The organism is Clostridium sp. DFI.5.61 (genome assembly GCF_024462915.1).
Lineage (GTDB): Bacteria > Bacillota > Clostridia > Oscillospirales > Oscillospiraceae > Lawsonibacter > Lawsonibacter asaccharolyticus.
In genome coordinates this window covers 12760-31059 of sequence record NZ_JANGBZ010000035.1, presented here as the reverse complement: position 1 = coordinate 31059, position 18300 = coordinate 12760, and the positions used below count along the sequence as shown (strand labels likewise).

The window sequence follows — 18300 nt, the reverse complement described above, 5'->3', positions numbered from 1 at the left end:
GACAGCGCCGCCGCAGTGGACACAGTCACAAATCTCTGCATCTTTCTTTTCATCTCGGATACCTCCTTATATTTTTGTTTGCCCCTTCACATTTTGGTCATTTTCTATAATTTTCCTCTCATATTTTCTCTTTTTTATTATACTATGTCCACCCTCTATTTTCTAATGTGCATTTTCGATTGTTTCATATCATTTTTACATGATTTTACGTGCGATAAACGTCACGCTGCCAATGTCATCGGTGCTCTGGGCTCTTGTACACTCCTGTTCGTTGGGGGCCAGCATGGAGAGATTGACATTGTGTTGGGGCGGCTTACTCTTGTGTCTTTTCCCTCATTTTAGATTAACGCTGTGCAGTAGGATTCAAAAATTGACTCCTGATATTGGACAATCCCCTGTATAGTCATGTTTTTCCTCCGTTTCATCTTCCTTTGTTCGGGGCTCCACTCTGCATTACGACGGCAGGTGGTTAAGTTCCGGCGTATTTCCCAATATAAATTAAAAAGTCCTCTATTCCCCTTTCCGCTTTGTATAGATGCCTTCAAATTATCCTACCTCAAATTGAGGCAGGTTTCGGCAAGCGTAAGCGTAAAACGCGAGCCAAAACCTCCGGCTAAGCCGGAGACTTGAATAGTCCCTGGAAGGGCCTGGCGCCGGCAGGCATCTCAAGACGCATAGAATATCCTTCGCCTGCATCTTGCTCTCCGCCGCCCGCAAACGGGTATATTATCTTCTATTTCAAATTTCCTCATAACTGTCACTTGGTAAGTTGTCAACTCGCTTCGCTCGCAGCTTTTTGCTAAAGCATACGAAGGGAGCTTACCAGCAAAGCTGGTGATTCTTTTTGCCCAAAAGAAATGCAGGCGATCAAAAAGGCGTACCCTGATAAAGAAGTTTTTCATATTCTGCAAAGACAACGGCACGATACTACGGCACCATGTCATTGTTCTTTTGCTGTATTCGAGAGGAACAGGGTTGTAGCTATTTATGTTGATGATGGGGGAGCAGATAAGCAGAACCTGTGAATTTGACAGCACCGCCCGATCCCCTGTTTCAGGGAACCGGTGGTAAAATTAGGATGGTAAAACATTTTTAATCCGTCGGCAAGGACCATAGAAATAACTAAGAAGAGAGCAAAAATCTTCTATTACAGCCGCATTGGAAACTCCAGTTCGATCAGGTCATTTCTAGTTGTTTATTGACATTTCCTCATTCTGCACTATTATTAAGAAAAGCAATAATGCAAGATGGTCGTATGTTACGAGAACAATCTGTATCATCTAAAAAGTTAGATATGGGATAGGAGTCGGATACTAATTGAGCTACATATCGGCATTTGATCCGTCAGAAGACAAAAAGAGGAATTTAGCCTCTAAGATATTATATATCAGCGAAAGCGTCATAAAATTCTTCTGGGATGACGCGCCCCGGCTCGGCATTCAGCAGCGAGAGGGGCCGCAGGACATGGCTTTCGACGTGCTGGACGCAATTAAAAGCGGCGTTATGTTGTGATTGAGACTGCGTTGGGATAGGAAAAAGCTTTGCCTATCTGATGCCCATTTTGCTTTACAATTCCAAAACCTTTCATCCAGTCGTAATCGCAACGTCAACCATTGCCTTGCAGGAGCAGCTTCTGAGCGATATGGAGCTGCTGAAGAAATGGTTACGCCTTGATCCTGACCTCATTTTGGCGAAGGGGAAGAACCACATTTTTGTCTCCAAGATGTGAGTCTTAAGTTTACGATACAAGTGCAGCAAAAAAAGAAGTGACTCAAGGCGGAAGAACTCCCAAAATGGTGTTTGCGAACAACCAAGAAGGAGGCCCAGCCATGAGCCACTATAGATATCTTAGCATAGAAGAACGGGAAAAACTATGCCTGACAAGAGGACTGGGGGCGAAGCTATGTGAGATTGCCCAGGAACTTGGGCGTGCTGTGTCAACGATCAGTCGGGGACTGAAAAAATAAGCAGGTACGGCAGCCATATAGCCCATCACAGGCATAGAGGAACTATGAAAAAAGATGAAAGGGTCGGAAACATATTCTTTGTGATCCCGAAAAACAGAAGTATGTTCGCCGCTTCATTCAAGAGGGCCATTGGTCTCCTGAGCAACTATCGAACCGGTTGAAGTTGGAATCCGCAGAGGTACAGATCGGCTATGCGGCCATCTATCGCACGCTCAAAGCCTGGGTATTTGACTGGAACAAGCGGGCAATCAGCAGGAGTAAAAAGCAGGCGCTCGCCTATCATCTTCGACGCAAGGGGAAAAACGAGGTAAGAAGTGGGATAAACGCCGGCAAGGCCCCCATTTTTGTGATGCCGGATACATGACCGCCCATTCGCAGCCAATGACCGCAGCGAATTGGGAGATTTTGAGTCGGATATCGCTGTGGGCAAGCGCGGAGAAGCATGTCTCTTATCTCTGGTAGACGGGAATCTAGGTTTAACCCTGGCCGTCAAGTTGCCCCGAGGAATAGCGCAGGCAGCCCGTGACACTATGACTGTTCTGCTTGGCAGTTTACCTCCAAACACGGTGAAAGCATCACGCCTGACTGTGGGGCTGAGTTCTCACTCTATCAGGATGTCTCTAATGCTCTCAGCAATGTCCCGTTTTACTTTGCCGACCCTCACTCTCCACGGCAACGCGGCACCAATGAAAATACAAATGGCCTGCTCCGTGAATTCCTGCCCAAAGGTTCCGATTTCGCTCTTGTTTTACCGGATACCATTGACCGCTTCATTTTCCTGTTAAATCTGTGCCCTCGAAAATGCCTTGCCTGTCGTTCCCGGCTGAGATATTTTTCTCGACGCTGTTGCACTTGACTTGATAACTTGCCTTTTTAGGTTTGACTTCTATATAGCCAGTCTTACAGATGCTCGACCATTGTTAGAAAGCTAAATATTCTGCTGCAAATCTCAACAAGTGGTTTAGAAAAGGTTGGAATGCTCTACTCCGCCGAGTTTTTCTTCAATGCTTTAGATGGTTCTCAGCGTTAGCCTGAGCAAAACGAAAGCAAATAAATGCTTCAGCGCACAACTGTTGTATGTGGCGGGGAAGATGCAGCTGACTACAGGCGGAAAGAACTTTTATGCCGGTCCCGTTGCTGCAGGATGTGCAGAGCCTCACAGGCAGCACGGCAGGCCCGACGCTCGCTGCTGTCATCCGTGGACCAGGTGTTGTCTAGGCGGTTTGTAATGACAGAGAGAATGGAGGCCATACGCATATTGTGGAGGTATCCCACCACAAATTGTCCGGCTGAGTCTGTATCGATGTTGGTCACACGTGCTTGGCGCAGATCGTCAATTAAGTGCTGGGCGGAGGAGGGCCAATAGCCCTGTTCGCTAAGTTTTCGCCCCTGGCCGATATACAGGGAGGAAGGGCTGTACATGATTCCATATCCGTAACGAAATCCCAGATGCTCGCAGGCTTCGCCCAGAGCATTTACCACGTCCAGATTAGCCACAGCAGGAAAGCTTCGATCGATATAACAATCGCTGGTACCGTCAGCCCGGATAGCAGCCACTGGAATGATCAGGTCTCCCGGGGCAAAGCGGGGGCTGATGGAGCCGGTAGTGCCGATGCGGATGGCGGTTTCCACCCCAATGTTGCACAGCTCGTGGATACAGATTTCTGCACTGGTAGTACCGATGCCAGTGGAGACACAGCCAATTTCAGTACCCTGATATCGGCCACGGGCGGAGCGGAACTCTCGGTTATATTTCAGACAGGCTCCCTCCTCCAGCACGTCGAGTACCAGGTCAACCCGCTGAGGAGAGCCGGGAAGCAGCACACCTTTGGGCATATCGCCGGGATGGAGCTGAATGTGATATTCCTCCGCTTTGGGGCGGGGAAATTCGGTTTCCAGATGAGACATAGTATTAATACTCCTTGCAGTCAATGCCCTTTGTAGCGGGGCCGTAGGGATAGGGGTATATTTCCCCAATGGTCATCAATTCAATTTCCCCTTCTGTGGTGGCACCGATGATGCGCACATCTGGGTTATTGTCGCAAAACTCCCAAATAACCTGGCGGCACTCAGCACAGGGAACGCCGGAATAGGGGCCGTAGCATACCAGTGTGTCAATCACCCGTTCACCGTGGATGGCCATGTTCATCACGGCGTTGCGCTCGGCGTGGCAGGTGGTCTGGAGAGAGATAACCTCTACATTACACCCACCGTAGCAGGTGCCGGAAGCTGTACGGACGCTGGCCCCTACCTGGTGGTGGCTGTAGGGGGTATATGCGTTGTCCCGGTACTGCATAGCCAGCCGAACCAGGCTTTGGTCCTGTGGGGAGAGCTTGTCAAATGTAGTGATGGTCATAAAAATCCTCCTATCTACTAATCGGGACGACCGGTGTGGTCAGTGGACTTCCGCCCGCTGCCTGCCGTTCCAAAGTCCGATGCAGAAAGGAATGGCGGAGACGATCAGGCCGCCCAGGGAGCCGGGGAAAGGTTCCCCCATCAGAATGAGAATGACAGCGGTGAGTACGCCGGAGACAATGGTGAGCAACATGGCGCGGTCGGAAAGCTTCCAGTGGAAAGAACCGGCGATGACGGGCAGAAGCAGACCGGGGACATAGACGGAATAGCCATACATCAGGATCTGGGTGACACTGGGTACTTTCAGAGCCAGTACCAGGGCGATCAGTCCTACCAGCACCACAAACAGCCGGTTGACCAGTAAAGAAGAGGCCGGCTTTTCCTTTCCTGTGTTTCGCAGGACGGAGTAGACATCCTGCTCCAGGGTGGAGGAACATACCAGAAGGGTAGAACTGGCGGTGGAAACAGCCACCCCGGCAAAGGCGGCCACCAGCAAACCCAGCATCCCCTTGGGCAGGACCAGCTGGGAAAGATTGAGCATAGCGCTGGCAGGATCGGAGCCGGCAGGCAAAATAAATCTGGCCATAATACCGATGAACATAAGGATCAGGCCAAAGATAATCATCAGCAGGAAAGCGGCAGTGATATTGCCCTTGGCGGATTTCTCGTCCTTGGCCGCAAATACCCGCTGCAAGGCCATGTTATCAATAAAACCGGCGGGAGCCAGGAGCCACCAGGTAATCATAGTTCCGGCGGGCACACTGCCAAAAAGCTTGTAAAATCCGTCGATAGAAGTGGTTTGAGCCAGGGCCTCGGGCACGTCGTAGTGAAGCAGCAGTACCGCAGGGATAACAAGGCCCAGGACCACAAGAAAGAGGACTGCCTGCAGGGAATCGGTATACACTACCGCCCGGAAACCGCCCAGCAGCGTGAAGAGAACAATAATGATATAGGCCACAATCACGGCGGCAGTTCCGTTCAGGTCGGTAAAGGTGGTGATGACCAGGACAATCCCCGCCACTTGACCGGCGGTCCAAGCCAGATAATTCCACACGGTCACTAGGGAGGCAGCCACACGGACAGCCTTGGAGGAGTGGTTCACATCCACTACGTCGGGAAGAGTAACGTGCATTCTTCGACGAAGCAGCTTTGCCATGGTCATACCCATAATAAACACACCAATGGGGAAAGTAGCCCACCACCACCAACCGGCAATTCCATATTCATATACATACTGGGGGGTACCGAACAGACCGGACAGGCCAGTGAAAGAGGCAAAGAGCGATAGAATAATATAGATGTTGCCTACGTTCCGTCCGGCGAGGACAAAGTCTTCGTCCGTCTTGACTGTTTTCATGGAATGATAGCCAATGTAAAGCATTACAGCGAGATAGGCAAGAATTACCAACCAGTCTAATGCACTCATTTTTAACATTCCTTTCATCAAAAATTCTTGCCGGCATGTTTATTTTACACAAACACACTTTTAAAAACTATGACATGCGTCATAGTTAAAATTTTAATTTATGCTATCATAAAAGAAATAGAGAGCACTGCCTACAGCGCTGTCTATAAAAGAGGTGTATGAGATGGAACATGATAATCAGACGATACGTCAGTTCTTATGTCCCTTTGGCTTTGAGCCACCTGATTATGTATGGAAGAAGATGCACCTGAGGACAGTACCAGCTAAGGCGGTTTTAGTGCTGGCGGGGAGCAATCTGAATGCGATCGATATCCTTCTTCAGGGAGAGATACACGTGGTCAACTCCTTTTCCGATGGGAAAGAGTTCGGCTACACCAATGAGCGCAGCTTGACCCTTTTGGGAGACATAGAGTATTTTTCCGGGGTGAAGCAGTATGCCTCGTCGGTGATTGCCAAGACCACGGTGACACTGGCGGAGCTGGATCTGGAGTCTTTCCAATACTGGTTTGACTGCGATAAGCTATTTCGGGATCATGTGGTAGCTCACATCGCCCAAAAGGCGTATAAAATGGCGGGCAGGTTTGGCACGGAAAAATATGAGGATGCCATCTACCGCCTGACTAAGACCATACTGGATTATCTGCCGGATCGGGCGGAGCACGGCGGCATGCTGGCTCTGCACTATTCCCACTTTGAACTGGCTTTTCTTTCCGGGATGAGTGAGCGGTCGGTAAATCGAGTTCTGAAGAGGCTGAAAGAGGAAAAATTGGTCACCATAGGTCGGAAGCGGGTTCTCATCTGGCCGAAGGACGTACAGCGCCTACGAACTATGCTGGAACAGCGGTATTGAAACGGAGGAAGAGAAGGAATGTGTTGGGAAACAGCTTACGAGCAGTGGTTGAACGCGCCTGCCCTGTCCCAACAGGAACAGGAAGAGCTGAGGGCCATTCAGAAGGACAAGATGGAACTGCGAGAGCGTTTTTGCGCCCCTTTGGCTTTCGGTACCGCCGGACTTCGCGGGACGATGAAAGTGGGTCTACACCATATGAATGTCCATGTTGTCCGGTGGGTGACCCAGGGATTTGCCGAGGTAATCTGTGCCGAGTCTGATTGGGCCGGGGACCGAAAGGCCGCGGTATGCATGGATGGGCGTAAGAACAGCCGGCGTTTTGCCGAAGCGGCCGCAGAGGTACTGGCTGCCAATGGCATAACGGTTTATCTCTTTGACGGCCCTCGCCCAACTCCGGAGCTCTCCTTTGCCGTGCGGGCCTATGGGTGCCTGGCAGGCATCAATATCACGGCCAGCCACAACCCCAAAGAATACAACGGATATAAAGCGTACTGGTGTGATGGGGCCCAGCTACAGACAGAGACGGCGATGGCTGTTTCCGCACGGCTTGAAGAAATCGATGTGTTTGCTGGGCCAAAGCGTATGGATCTTCAGCGTGGGATTGAGCTGGGACGGATTTGTTTGCTGGGACGGTCCTGCGATGAGGCATATCTAAAAGCGGTGGAGGAGCTGTCCACTGTCTGGCCGGGGATGGAAGCTGATAAAGAGAAAGTCAAAATCGTGTATACGCCCCTCCACGGCTGCGGATACCAGCTGGTACCAGAAATCCTGTGCCGGACGGGGTTGCAGAGACTGCTCTGCGAACCCAGTCAAATGGTGTTGGATGGGGATTTTTCTACAGTGGAATCGCCCAATCCGGAATATCCGGAGAGCTTTGCCCGGGCAGCAGAACTTGCCATCAGAGAAAACGCGGACCTGATTTTGGGAACCGACCCGGATTGTGACCGGGTGGGCCTTCTGGTGAGAGGACCGTCAGGGAAATTTCTCCCCCTCTCCGGCAACCAGACAGGTGTACTCCTTCTTGACTACCTGATTGGTGCCCAAAGACGGTCTGGCAGGCTGCCGCAAAAGGCAATTGTCCTTAAAACCATTGTGACAACCGATATGGCCCGAGCCATAGCGCAAGACAACGGCATCGCGTGCTATGATACCTTTACGGGCTTTCGCTTTCTTGCTCAGCGGATGGAACAGCTGGAGCAGGCAGGGGCGGGCGAGGTGATTTTTTCCTTCGAAGAGGCTTACGGCTGCATGATTGGACACCACGTCAGAGATAAAGACGGGGTATCCACCGCTATGCTGATTGGCGAGATGGCGGCGTGGTACGCTGGGCAAAATTGTTCTCTGTACGATGCCTTGCAAGCCCTCTATACGCGATACGGCTGGTACGGTGAGCGGACTGAGCAGTTTTACCGGACTGGACAGGCGGGAGCCAAGGAAATCGCTGACTTTATGACCCACTTGCGGGAAGCGCCGCCGAAGCAGATCCTGGGAACTCGGGTGGTTGCTGTCCGGGACTATCTCTCCGATGACCAACAGAGCAAGGAACGAAAGCGTTCTGCCCCCGCCCAAGCCTCCAACGTATTGCGGCTGGTGCTACAAGACGGTGCTGAACTGGTTGTTCGGCCCTCTGGTACCGAACCTAAAATCAAATTTTATATTCTGGTCTGCGGCGATACCCCTGAAAAACGGGATGCGCTTCTGGAACGGTATGCGTCCTGGATCAACGGATTGGAAATTGCCCGCTGAGCCGTTATGAAAATAGGGTGTGGCACTTCCTATTCCATTGATTCTGTCCAGTACAAAGTTTGAATAGGTTACAATTTGGAGTAAGTGCTAAACGCAAAGCAAGACTAACTATATAGAGGATATTTCTTTCACATGCACAGCTAATTTTAATTTGAGATAAAAGGAAGTCTGTAAAATATAAATTCAGGCAGTTATTAATTTTAATTTTTTATGAAAGCAGCTGGCCTGAACTCAGGTCAGCCTGCTTTTTCAAATGGGGCCTTCTCTTCACTTTTCCAGACACGATGCTCAGTCTTTTCTAAGCAACCGGCCACTCCGTTTCCAGCTGCCACTGAAATAATAGATCGTCCCAACGAAGAAGGGCACCCAGCCCGCAAAGGCATTGCCATACCAGAAGCCGTAAACTCCCAGATGGAAGCAGAGGCCCAGCAGCAACGCCAACCCTATCCGGACAATGACTCCATCCAACAGTGCCACAGCAAGGTTCAACCTGGAATTTCCAGACCCGTTAATCAGTGAAAGCATGGACGGCCGGATGATCGAGCCAATAAAGGAGACCACCGCCACGGGCACATAGGTCACCGCCATATCCAGCGCCTCCGGCTCGCTGAGGAAGATCCCAAAAACCGCCCGAGGCCAGCAGACCGTACACAGGATAAATACGCCGCTGGCAGCACCATTGATCGCCAGGAGCGTCAGGATCACTTCGGTGACTCTCTTGTATTTTTTTGCACCAATGCACTGTGCCACCATGGAGGACCCCGCTGTTGTAAAACCATGGACAATGGTGTTGTTGAACATCTCCAGTTTATGTCCCATTCCGGAGACTGCCGAGGCAATCACCCCATAGGAGTTGACCCAAGAGTTGACATACACCCTGGAAATACTGACAGCAGCGGATTGAATTGACATAGGGATCCCCAGTGAGATCAGTGGAAGCAATGTGTCTCTTGTAATTCGGAAACTTTTCGGTCTAAAGTCAAATAGGAACTCCGCCCGTCTCCGGTACAAGATCATCAAGGCACAGAGAAAGCTGACTGCCTGCCCGATCACGGTGGCCAAGGCTGCTCCAAACACCTCCATATCCCAGGACACCACAAATACAACATCCAGAATCGCGTTCAGGACGGAGGCGATTGCAATAAATAAAAACGGGTGTCTGGAATCCCCCATGCCGCGCAGAATGGCGCTGACCAGGTTATAACCGTAGATAAAGACCAATCCTATCATACAGGTAACAACGTAGTCCATCGTATAGTCCCAGGATTCTGCCGGCGTCTTGACCCATACAAGAATAGAGTTACGCAACAGCAGAAATATCACAGTCATAGCAATTGCGCACCCACCCAAGAAGGTAAAGAGTGTCCCAATCATTTTGGAAACCTTTTCGGGGTGGTTTGCACCGACATACTGTGAAATGATCACTTGTGCTGCATTGGAAAATCCCATTGCTACGAAGGTCAGCACCATCATCAGATCGCCGCCAATGGATACCGCTGACACACCTGCGCTTTCCAAACAGCGCCCCACAACCACCATATCTACCATATTATAGACCGCCTGAAGGACACCTGAGAGGGCAAGCGGCAGCGCAAAGAGCATCAGCTCTCTAGGTACGCTCCCCTCCGTGAGGTCCTTTATCAGCGTTTTTCTTTTCGAAGTTTTTTCCTTTTGCTCCTCCTGTCCTTCCATATCCTTTTCATCATCTCTTTCCTGTGCTACACTCCATTTGGAGGTGCACAAAATGTACTGCACCATACCCTTTGGACAACTTTACCTTTCATAATAGCAATCACGCCTCAATGAAGCGGCGGCCCAAACTACCGCTTCATTGAGGCATCTGTCATTCTGCTCGCCCCTTTTCTCAGCCTCTTATCATTCAGAGGCTGATCCCATGAGCCCTGTAATAGCGCTTGCACTCCTCCAAAGTACGACAGTTATATTCAAACTGGCCATAAAGTGCGTTTCGGTCTTGGTTGGGGATCTCCGGCATGATTACCGCCGTATCCGGGATCACTTCCAGCCACTTTGTAAGGTCGAGCCCGCTCTCACCCGGCCACAGGCGGTAACTGCGTCCCTCGGCAGCCAGTTCCCTGTGACCATCAGGGAACGTGATGTGTGGGACATCACACAGATGAAATTCCCCGAACAGCTCCGGAGGGCATGCGGCTATCTCTTCCGGTGTAACGCTGCTATAATACAGATGCATGATATCCAGAGTAATCCGGGCATTTGACCGCCCAACCATTTTCAAAAGGTCTTTAGCTTTCTGCAAATCGTCGCATATCCCCCAGGCAACAAACTCCAAATTGACGGTCAGTCCATACTCTCCGCAAACAGCGCACAGGTGGTCAAACCGCTCCACTGCCAGGTCCTGATTTGTGGTCCAGACGCTGGTCTGCACCCCTCCCAGCTCGTGTTTTCCCGCAAATTCAAAATAGTCTCGCAAATCATCCGGTTCTGGAGACATTCCCATGCCGTAAGGATGAACATTAGCCGGATCGTCAATGATACAATTTCCAATGCCGTCCAAAAACAGGCCTGTCTCATCCAAGGCGGTCTGCACCCGACTCCACAGGCCAGGTTCCGCAAGCAGCTCATGAAGCGGCCCTTTCCCTCCCCTGGGCAGGATCATGGCACCGCATCCGTCATATCCGGCCCGGTGGGCCATATAGATGCTCTCCCACAGATGCGGGGTCATAAACATACCTTTCCATAATTTTTTCATACCACCACATATCCTTTCACAAAAGGGTTTAGGTCGCCATCAAAATTCCACCGTTCATGTCCAAGCAGTCTCCGGTCAAATATCGGGACTCTTCACTGGCAAGATAGACCAGTGCCGCAGCCACTTCATCCAGATTTGCTACCGGCCGGTCCACGATCACAGATTGGCCGTTATAGAGGTCAGGTCCTTGGTATCCTGGCATACCCGGCACACCGCCCGGTGGCATCTTGAAGGGAATGGACCCTTTCTCTGCGATCCGCTCAAACTGCTTTGTATTCAGCGTTCCAGGGGCATATGCAGTCACATTGATTCCATAGGGTGCCAACTCCATAGCCAGAGCCCTGGTCAGGGCGGTACATGCGGCCTTTGAGCTGGCATAGGAGATCGCCACCATCCGGTTTCCCCGTCCGCCCAATGAAGTGAAGTTGATAATATGTCCGCCGTGCTGCTCTTTCATATAGGGCATTGCAGCCAGGGCGGCCCGGTATGCCCCTGTACAGGTCACATCCATCGCCCGGTCCCACTGCTCCGGCAGGATAGCGTCCACCCAGCCTGCTCCGTGAAAGCCAGCCAGGTTTAAAAGGATATCCACGCCTCCGAAGTGATTCACCGCAAACCTTATAGCTTCGTCCATGTCCGCCTGTTCCGTGCAGGCGCCAATAAATGTCACGACCCGGTCCTCACCATACTGATTTCTCAGTTCGGCGGTCCGTTCAAAATATTTTTCGTCAATATCCACCAGGACGACATTAGCCCCCTCCTCCAAAAATGTTTTGCAGGCCACGGAGCCGACGGAAGAGCCGCCTCCGATGAACACAGCTACCTTGTTGTTCAAACGATTCAAAATGTTCCCCTCCTTCCTCAAATCGCAAACCGGCCGCCATTGAGATCTATGATCTCGCCCGTATTCCAGAACACCGCAGGATCAGCCAGGTACATCACTGCATTGGCCACATCCGCTCCAGTTCCTTTCACTCCCAGCACAGGCCCCGCATTTTTCTCTACCGCAGGTTCGGCGTACTCTCCCTTGATTGGGCCCACAGCTACACCGTTTACGGTGATCCTATGCTTGCCAAAAACCGTAGCCATATTACGGATCAGTCCGCCAAGCCCCGCATGCGCGGCGGCACTCATCACATTCTCCCCCTTCACTCCAGTACGTCCGCAGATGCTCTCCACCACAACAACGCTTCCGCTCTCCTGCTCGATCATGGCGGGGACTGTGTATTTCAGAACAGTCTGCACACCTGTCATGATCTCATCAAAGTATCTATGCGCCTCATCCTCCGGTATCTCATTCCATACAAATGCGGGCGGCTGTGCGGCGAGGCAGGTTACCACAAGATCCGCTGCTCCAAACTCTGACAGAGCATCCCGTATTTTGACCTCCATCTCCGCTTCGTCATAGAAACGATCCACAGATACGATCTTGCAGGTATCAGACTCCACCATTCCCGCTGTCTCAGACTTGTCTGAGACGAGAAACACCACTTTGGCTCCCTCACCCTGCAGCATCCGTGCACATTCTATTCCAATAGAACCGCCAGACGTGGCGATCACCACAATTTTATTTTGAAATCTCATAAATTTTCCCCCCTCTATGGCTGCATGAACTGTCCGCCGTTGACATCCAGACAGTCTCCGGTCAAAAAGGCGGAATCGTCGCTGCTCATAAACACGATGACATGGGCGATCTCATCCAGGGTCGCGACCGGGCGGTCTGGCAGGAACGAGCCGCCTCTCGTGGCTCCTGGTCCTCCCTTCAACGCCCCCTTTGGAGGCTGCATGGGGATCGAGTCCTTTTCCGGGATGCGTTCAAAGGCGGAAGTGTCCAGTGAAGCAGGCGCCATACTGTTTACGGTAATGCCGTCGGCTGCCAATTCCAGAGCCAACGCCCTTGTGAGGCCGATGGCCGCCGCTTTGAACCCGGCATAGGTGACTGGTACGCCCCGGTTGGCCCGACCACCTATGGAGGCGAAATTCATGATCCGCCCATAGTGATGTTTCTTCATATAGGGATAGGCAGCGCGCACAGCCCGATAAATCCCCAGGCAGGTCACGTCCATGGCGATCCGCCACTGTTCCCTCAGGACCGTCGTAATGTCGCCGCCTCCGTGGAATCCGGCGTAGTTGCACAGGATGTCGATCCCGCCAAACTCCTGCTCTGCGAATGCCATCGCACGCTCCATATCTCCCTGGCAGGTGCACGCCCCGATAAAGGTGCGGATTCGCTCCGGGTATTCATCTCGCAGCTGTCTGCTACGGTCAAAATACTTCTCATCTACATCCACAAGGAGCACCTTTGCCCCTTCGTCCATAAAGTGCTTCAGCGCAATGGTGGCAACCGCAGAGCCGCCGCCCACAAAGACCGCCACTTTATCCTGTAACTTTTTCAAGACCACCCCTCCTATACCATGAAATATCCGCCGTTGAGGTCCAACGTCTCACCAGTGGTCCAAGAGGCCAGAGGCGCTGTGAGATATTCCACAGCCCCAGCCACATCGTTCAGCTGGCACAGCTCATGCCCTGGGAGGATACCCTGCGGCTCCGGCGTGCCGCCGGTCCGGTAAGAGCCGTCTTCCAATGCGGTAACCGCCACCGCGTTTCCAGTGATAAAATGCACTCCCATGGTACACCCGATATTGCGTGCCATCCCACACAGCGCCGCATTGGCGGCTGCGTAGACCGGTGCGACCCCGGGGATAGCTGTGCGCCCGGCAATACTGGAGACCAACACGATGCGCCCGTAGTTTTTTTCGATCATCATGGGCATCAGCGGCTGGATCGTATAGAGGCTCCCGTTGGTGATAGTCTTCATGACACGGTCATATTCCTCCTCATCCATGTCGTAGGCGGGCTTGGAGGGCACGGTGGTGACCGCGGTCACAACGATATCACAGGTTCCAAACTTCTCCTTCACCTGGTCCGCCGCCCGTTTCAGCTCCTCATGGTCCCGGAAGTCGCTGATCTGGATGGTGAGCAGTCTGGATCTCTCTTCTTCGCTGATCTGGTCAAATGGCCAGAGCCGGGCCTCCTCATCATAGTACAGCGCAACCTTTGCGCCCTGCTGTAAGTAGTTCAAAGCACAAGCAGCCCCTGCGTCAGAGCCGCAGGCAGCTACCACCGCTGTTTGATTCTCAAACCGCATAAATTACCTCCTGAAAATCCGGTGCCTGCCGGTATCTCGGAATCCATCCGGGACCTCGCTGCGATCCCGGATGGAATTCCGGCTATCGATTTCCCCCACTCAGGGGATCAGCGGGAACATATAGGGCGTGTAAATAGAGAAAATAATGGTCATCAGGATCGTGATGGGCAGGCCCATACGGACAAAGTCTTTGATCCGATATCCGCCTGCCTCATATCCCATCATCATGGCAGGAGTGGCGGTAGGGAGCATGAAGCAGTTGGAAGCACCCTCCTGTGCACTCATCATCATGGCCCGGCCGTCATAACCAAACTGTACTGCAATGACCGCCGCAAGGGTGCGGAACGCGCTACCCACGGCCAGGTTAGACATAAACTGGGTCAAGAGCATGCAGACGATGTACATGGAGACCATGATCGCGATGGGCGGCAGGTCCCCGGTCAGCTGGTGGAACACCTCTGCGATCAGCTGGTCCGCGCCGGTCTTGCTCAGCGCCGTGGCCAGAGGCAGCGTGCCTACCGTGATCCAGATTACGGGCGTCGTCATGGCGTCCCGGGATTCCTTGATACTCATGGCTCCGGAGGCGGTCAGGACAAAGGCGGCGATGGTGGCAGGGTACCATGTGCTCAACCCTGTCAGGGCGCAGGTGACGATACCCACCACACAGGCGATAAAGACAAACACCGTGAATTTCTCCTGCGCCGGAGTCATCGTTGTGGAGGATGCCTTGGCCTTGTTTTCCGCAACTGCCTGGTTCGCGGCGGCTCCCTCCACCTTGCTGGGGATGTTACCCAGATCCGGAGCCATTTTCAGCGTGACAAGGATGACAAAGGGAATCACGATGATCTCGATGGGGATCTTGTTAATCATCATGCTGAAGAACTCAAAGGTTCCGACACCGCCTAGATTTTCAAGGATCGTATTATACTGCAGATAGCCCGCCGCATTGCCGCCTGTGGGCAGGAAGCCAGGCCAGATGTGGGCCAGTACGCAGGCTGGGTAAATGAATTTGCTGATGGGGCGCTGCTGCTCCGCGCAGATGCCCACAATCATGGGAATGACGATGGTCAGGGTCGCGACGCCGTTAACGAAGTTGCCCAGGAACAAGATCGGAATCGCAATCCCGATCATGATTTTCAGGTCGGAGGCCCCTGGCTTGATCAGCACGCCGGTCATCTTGCCAAGCAGGGAGGTCTTGCCCACGGCGGCCCCCACTACGAACATGGATGCCATCATAATGACCGAGTTGTTCACCAGGCCGGACCATGCTTCCCCGAAGTCCAGGATCTGTGTGACCTCCAGAATAATAGGAATCGCCATGGCGGCCAGGTCTATCTTCACTTTATTACTCAGGATCAGGACGACGAATATTACAAAGGTTAAAAGGACGATACCGATTTGAACAGTCATAGTTCTGACACACTCCCATTCTTTCTCGATTTTCGGAAGGTACTCAGTGGGACAACTCTGACCTCTGTGTGTTTATCACCGCCTCGCACTTTGTCTCCTTGCACAAGTGAGCTCTAACATATGTTGGGTTTATTGTAGCGTTTCTACGAACGCACCACAAATACCGATAAATAATGGCCCATAAGCTGAGGTTATGGCGACTCAGCCTATGGGCCATTTTTGCTGCCTGGACCGCTTCCGGGCAAACTCGATGAATTTTCTCATGTTTTCATACCGCTCCGAGGATCTTTTCCATACCAGATAGAGCTGGATGGGACCGCCGCTCAGGAACACGGACGAGAGCTCCTGCTTGAGGCGGCAGCCGTGTATGATGCCGATATGGTCCACAAAGTCCCCGTTGAGCATCCCCACCGCGGCGTCGTTGCAGATCAGATTGGCGATTCCGGACAACTGGGGCAGGGTGGCTACATGGTTCAATACACAGCCCCTGCTGTCCATCGCCGCCCTGAGCCGTTCCAGTACCTCCCTGTGCCCGTCCCAAAAGGCGATGGGACAGCGGTCCAGCTCCGCCAGCCCGATCTCTCCCAGCTTGGCCAGCGGATTCATGGCATGACAGTAGAGCTTGACCTCCTCCATCTCTCCCAGTACGCAGTACCCGTATTTTTCCTGCCAGTCCGGAGGGAGCAGGCGCATAGTAGTAGCCAGAAAGTCAAATTGGTCCTCATCCAAAAACAGGGATGGGGTCACATTCCGCATCTCGTTGAACACCACTCTGGTCTCCGGGAAACACTGCTGAAAATCCCGGCACAGCTGGATCATCTCCGCCTCGCCGGAGTAGGGGCGAAAGCCCACCCGGACTGTGCTGCGGCCCTGGGCAATGGCCGGCAGGTCGTTCTGGAGCAGACGATACCGCCCCAGGACAGCCTCAACATGGGCTAAGAGCCGGGCTCCCTCCTCTGTGGGGGATACCCCCTTGGAGGTGCGCTCCAGCAGCTTCACTCCCACCTCCGCCTCCAGTTCTGAGAGGCGGGCGGAGAGTCCCGGCTGAGAGATCATTAGGATCTTTGCCGCCTTCGTAATATTGTGGTAACGGCAGACCGTGGAAAAATACTGCATTTGGTTCATAGTCATTGCAGATCCCTCCCTTAAGCTGTCCTCTGCTGCCCAGACAGGCTTGTACCCTATTTATGCTGCAATGATGGCCCATAGAACCGGATCATCCAGTTCCAGCAGGCGGAGCAGACCGGTTTCCCCTGAAATTCATAAACTTCCCGCATACCGTCCAGAAGATGCTGGACACCTCCTGTCCATATTTCCGCAGTATGATCCTGTCCCCATCCGCCAGAAATTCAATGGAACAGCCGGGGGATACTTCCATCTCCTGCCGCACCTGGATAGGGATACATACTCGGTGGTTGTCATCCAGCACTCGGATATAGACTTCCGCCCTCTCATCCTTCATTTCATTCTCCCCCTCTGCCCTTCGGGGCAGCGCCGCGCAGCCAGGAGGTGGGGATACTCACCACCTCCGGGGCGTTTTCCAGATTCAGTACCACATGCCTGTCTGCGCTGAGACAGCTGCCTGATGTCCGCTCCATACTCCCTCCGCAGAGTAGGACGTCCGCTATCTCCGCTACGGCCTGGCTCTCTCCATGGATTACCTGATGGAAGGCCGCCGCGTATCGCCGCTCCACATCTCCCCTGGGCGTGACCAGCTCCATCCACGTTTCCCCTCTGCCGTTCTGGGCCAGATACCGCAGCAAGGCAGGGAACACCGGGGCGCAGGTGGCCTCGTCCACCAGGAATCGGACGTTATGCCGGAAGCAGATCATTTGGAGCAACGCGAGAAAACGGTCGATCACTTCAAACACCACGTCCGGCCCCGCCTTCAGGTGCATCAATCCCACCACCAGGGGGAGGGCCCCCTCCCGGCGCATCATCTCATACCGGGCGATGAGCTGCTTCAGCAGGGCGACCCGGGTTTTGTACGCCATCTTGGACAAGGACGCTGTGGAGATACCGAGCTCTTCTGAAACCGCCCGGCGCTGCACACGGTCCCCGGCCTGGAAAACCAGCCGCTCTTCCCGCGGCAGGGCCCGGATGTGCTCTTTCAGATAGGCGGCGGTGTCCGGGTCGGTGACGTCCAGCACAGTCAGTCTCCTCCGGCGCCGGACGGAGGAGAGGATCTGCGCCTCTTCCCCCCGCAGCTCCAGGTACACATAGGAGATCAGGCAGTCGCACCGGCGTAGGATAGCCTGGAGCAGCCTGTGACGGCCCATATCGGGGCTGTTCTCCAGCACCGGGATACGGATGATCCGGTCAAAAACGCAGCAGGCCGCTGGTTCCTCCTGCCATTGGGCGCTGACCGCCAGAGTCAGGGTGACAATCCTGTCTGGATGCCGCCCCTTGACCCGCAGGGCGGCCGCCGCGCAGGCCCTCGGAAATTCACCAAACCACCCGGGGAAATACAGCTCCATTTCCCCGTGAGCGGCCAGGATCTCCTCCAGGGCCTCCTCAATCCGCTGCGTGACCTCATCATATATACGGAAGGGGTCGCCTAAGAAAGTGCAAACTTTCATTCTCACTCACTTCTTTTTATCTCCCTGTGCCCGTGCACGGGCATAGTGGGCAAATTTTATTGCTATCATGGATAAGTCAAATTCAATGGCA

17 protein-coding genes and 1 pseudogene are annotated in these 18300 nt (G+C 53.0%); 5 read left to right on the top strand and 13 right to left on the bottom strand.

Annotation, left to right across the window (positions count from 1 at the left end; translation table 11 throughout):
* Positions 1 to 1317: 1317 nt before the first annotated feature.
* From NE584_RS13965 to NE584_RS19900, 3 genes and pseudogenes are all read left to right on the top strand, one after another.
* Positions 1318 to 1512: a hypothetical protein gene (locus tag NE584_RS13965; protein ID WP_108980604.1), complete on the top strand. Its 195-nt coding sequence runs from the start codon at positions 1318 to 1320 to the stop codon at positions 1510 to 1512.
* A 281-nt stretch (positions 1513 to 1793) separates the two neighbouring features.
* Positions 1794 to 1967, top strand: coding sequence for a helix-turn-helix domain-containing protein (locus NE584_RS19905; protein ID WP_108980603.1), 174 nt, complete (start codon positions 1794 to 1796; stop codon positions 1965 to 1967).
* A 562-nt stretch (positions 1968 to 2529) separates the two neighbouring features.
* Positions 2530 to 2823 (top strand): annotated as a pseudogene (locus tag NE584_RS19900) (IS30 family transposase); the annotation flags it as partial.
* 245 nt (positions 2824 to 3068) lie between these two features.
* On the opposite strand, the gene NE584_RS13960 reads toward NE584_RS19900, so the two are convergent.
* The 3 genes from NE584_RS13960 to NE584_RS13950 are packed head-to-tail and all read right to left on the bottom strand — an operon-like array spanning position 3069 to position 5748.
* Positions 3069 to 3875 (bottom strand): nucleoside phosphorylase, encoded by an 807-nt coding sequence (locus NE584_RS13960; protein ID WP_108980601.1) that lies wholly within the window; start codon positions 3873 to 3875, stop codon positions 3069 to 3071.
* 4 nt (positions 3876 to 3879) lie between these two features.
* Entirely contained in the window at positions 3880 to 4323 is a 444-nt protein-coding gene (locus NE584_RS13955) for a cytidine deaminase (protein ID WP_108980600.1), read from the bottom strand.
* Positions 4324 to 4362: 39 nt separating this feature from the next.
* Positions 4363 to 5748 (bottom strand): sodium:solute symporter, encoded by a 1386-nt coding sequence (locus tag NE584_RS13950; RefSeq protein WP_157954717.1) that lies wholly within the window; start codon positions 5746 to 5748, stop codon positions 4363 to 4365.
* 163 nt (positions 5749 to 5911) lie between these two features.
* Between NE584_RS13950 and NE584_RS13945 the strand changes: the two genes are divergently transcribed.
* Both NE584_RS13945 and NE584_RS13940 read left to right on the top strand, forming a co-directional pair.
* Entirely contained in the window at positions 5912 to 6598 is a 687-nt protein-coding gene (locus NE584_RS13945; protein ID WP_108980598.1) for a Crp/Fnr family transcriptional regulator, read from the top strand.
* Positions 6599 to 6616: 18 nt separating this feature from the next.
* Positions 6617 to 8344 carry a phospho-sugar mutase gene (locus NE584_RS13940; protein WP_108980597.1) on the top strand — a complete coding sequence of 576 codons (1728 nt, stop codon included), beginning with the start codon at positions 6617 to 6619 and terminating at the stop codon, positions 8342 to 8344.
* A gap of 288 nt (positions 8345 to 8632) precedes the next feature.
* Here the strand turns inward: NE584_RS13940 and NE584_RS13935 are convergent, their stop codons facing one another.
* The 10 genes from NE584_RS13935 to NE584_RS13890 form a co-directional block, all read right to left on the bottom strand.
* The gene (locus tag NE584_RS13935; RefSeq protein ID WP_170116217.1) at positions 8633 to 10036 is read right to left on the bottom strand and encodes an MATE family efflux transporter; all 1404 of its coding nucleotides are present in this window, start codon (positions 10034 to 10036) and stop codon (positions 8633 to 8635) included.
* 187 nt (positions 10037 to 10223) lie between these two features.
* A complete protein-coding gene (locus tag NE584_RS13930; protein WP_108980595.1) occupies positions 10224 to 11072 on the bottom strand; it encodes a sugar phosphate isomerase/epimerase in 849 nt (282 codons plus the stop codon).
* Positions 11073 to 11100: 28 nt separating this feature from the next.
* Positions 11101 to 11916 (bottom strand): SDR family NAD(P)-dependent oxidoreductase, encoded by an 816-nt coding sequence (locus NE584_RS13925; RefSeq protein ID WP_256183052.1) that lies wholly within the window; start codon positions 11914 to 11916, stop codon positions 11101 to 11103.
* A gap of 17 nt (positions 11917 to 11933) precedes the next feature.
* Positions 11934 to 12656 (bottom strand): SDR family NAD(P)-dependent oxidoreductase, encoded by a 723-nt coding sequence (locus tag NE584_RS13920; protein ID WP_108980593.1) that lies wholly within the window; start codon positions 12654 to 12656, stop codon positions 11934 to 11936.
* 14 nt (positions 12657 to 12670) lie between these two features.
* Positions 12671 to 13468 (bottom strand): SDR family NAD(P)-dependent oxidoreductase, encoded by a 798-nt coding sequence (locus NE584_RS13915; RefSeq protein WP_157954714.1) that lies wholly within the window; start codon positions 13466 to 13468, stop codon positions 12671 to 12673.
* A gap of 11 nt (positions 13469 to 13479) precedes the next feature.
* A complete protein-coding gene (locus NE584_RS13910; RefSeq protein WP_108980591.1) occupies positions 13480 to 14220 on the bottom strand; it encodes an SDR family NAD(P)-dependent oxidoreductase in 741 nt (246 codons plus the stop codon).
* A gap of 99 nt (positions 14221 to 14319) precedes the next feature.
* The gene (locus NE584_RS13905) at positions 14320 to 15630 is read right to left on the bottom strand and encodes an SLC13 family permease (protein ID WP_108980590.1); all 1311 of its coding nucleotides are present in this window, start codon (positions 15628 to 15630) and stop codon (positions 14320 to 14322) included.
* 201 nt (positions 15631 to 15831) lie between these two features.
* Positions 15832 to 16761, bottom strand: coding sequence for a LysR family transcriptional regulator (locus NE584_RS13900; protein WP_108980589.1), 930 nt, complete (start codon positions 16759 to 16761; stop codon positions 15832 to 15834).
* 85 nt (positions 16762 to 16846) lie between these two features.
* Positions 16847 to 17092, bottom strand: coding sequence for an AbrB/MazE/SpoVT family DNA-binding domain-containing protein (locus tag NE584_RS13895; protein ID WP_108980588.1), 246 nt, complete (start codon positions 17090 to 17092; stop codon positions 16847 to 16849).
* Position 17093: 1 nt separating this feature from the next.
* Entirely contained in the window at positions 17094 to 18209 is a 1116-nt protein-coding gene (locus tag NE584_RS13890; protein ID WP_108980587.1) for a hypothetical protein, read from the bottom strand.
* Between the last annotated feature and the right edge of the window lie 91 nt (positions 18210 to 18300).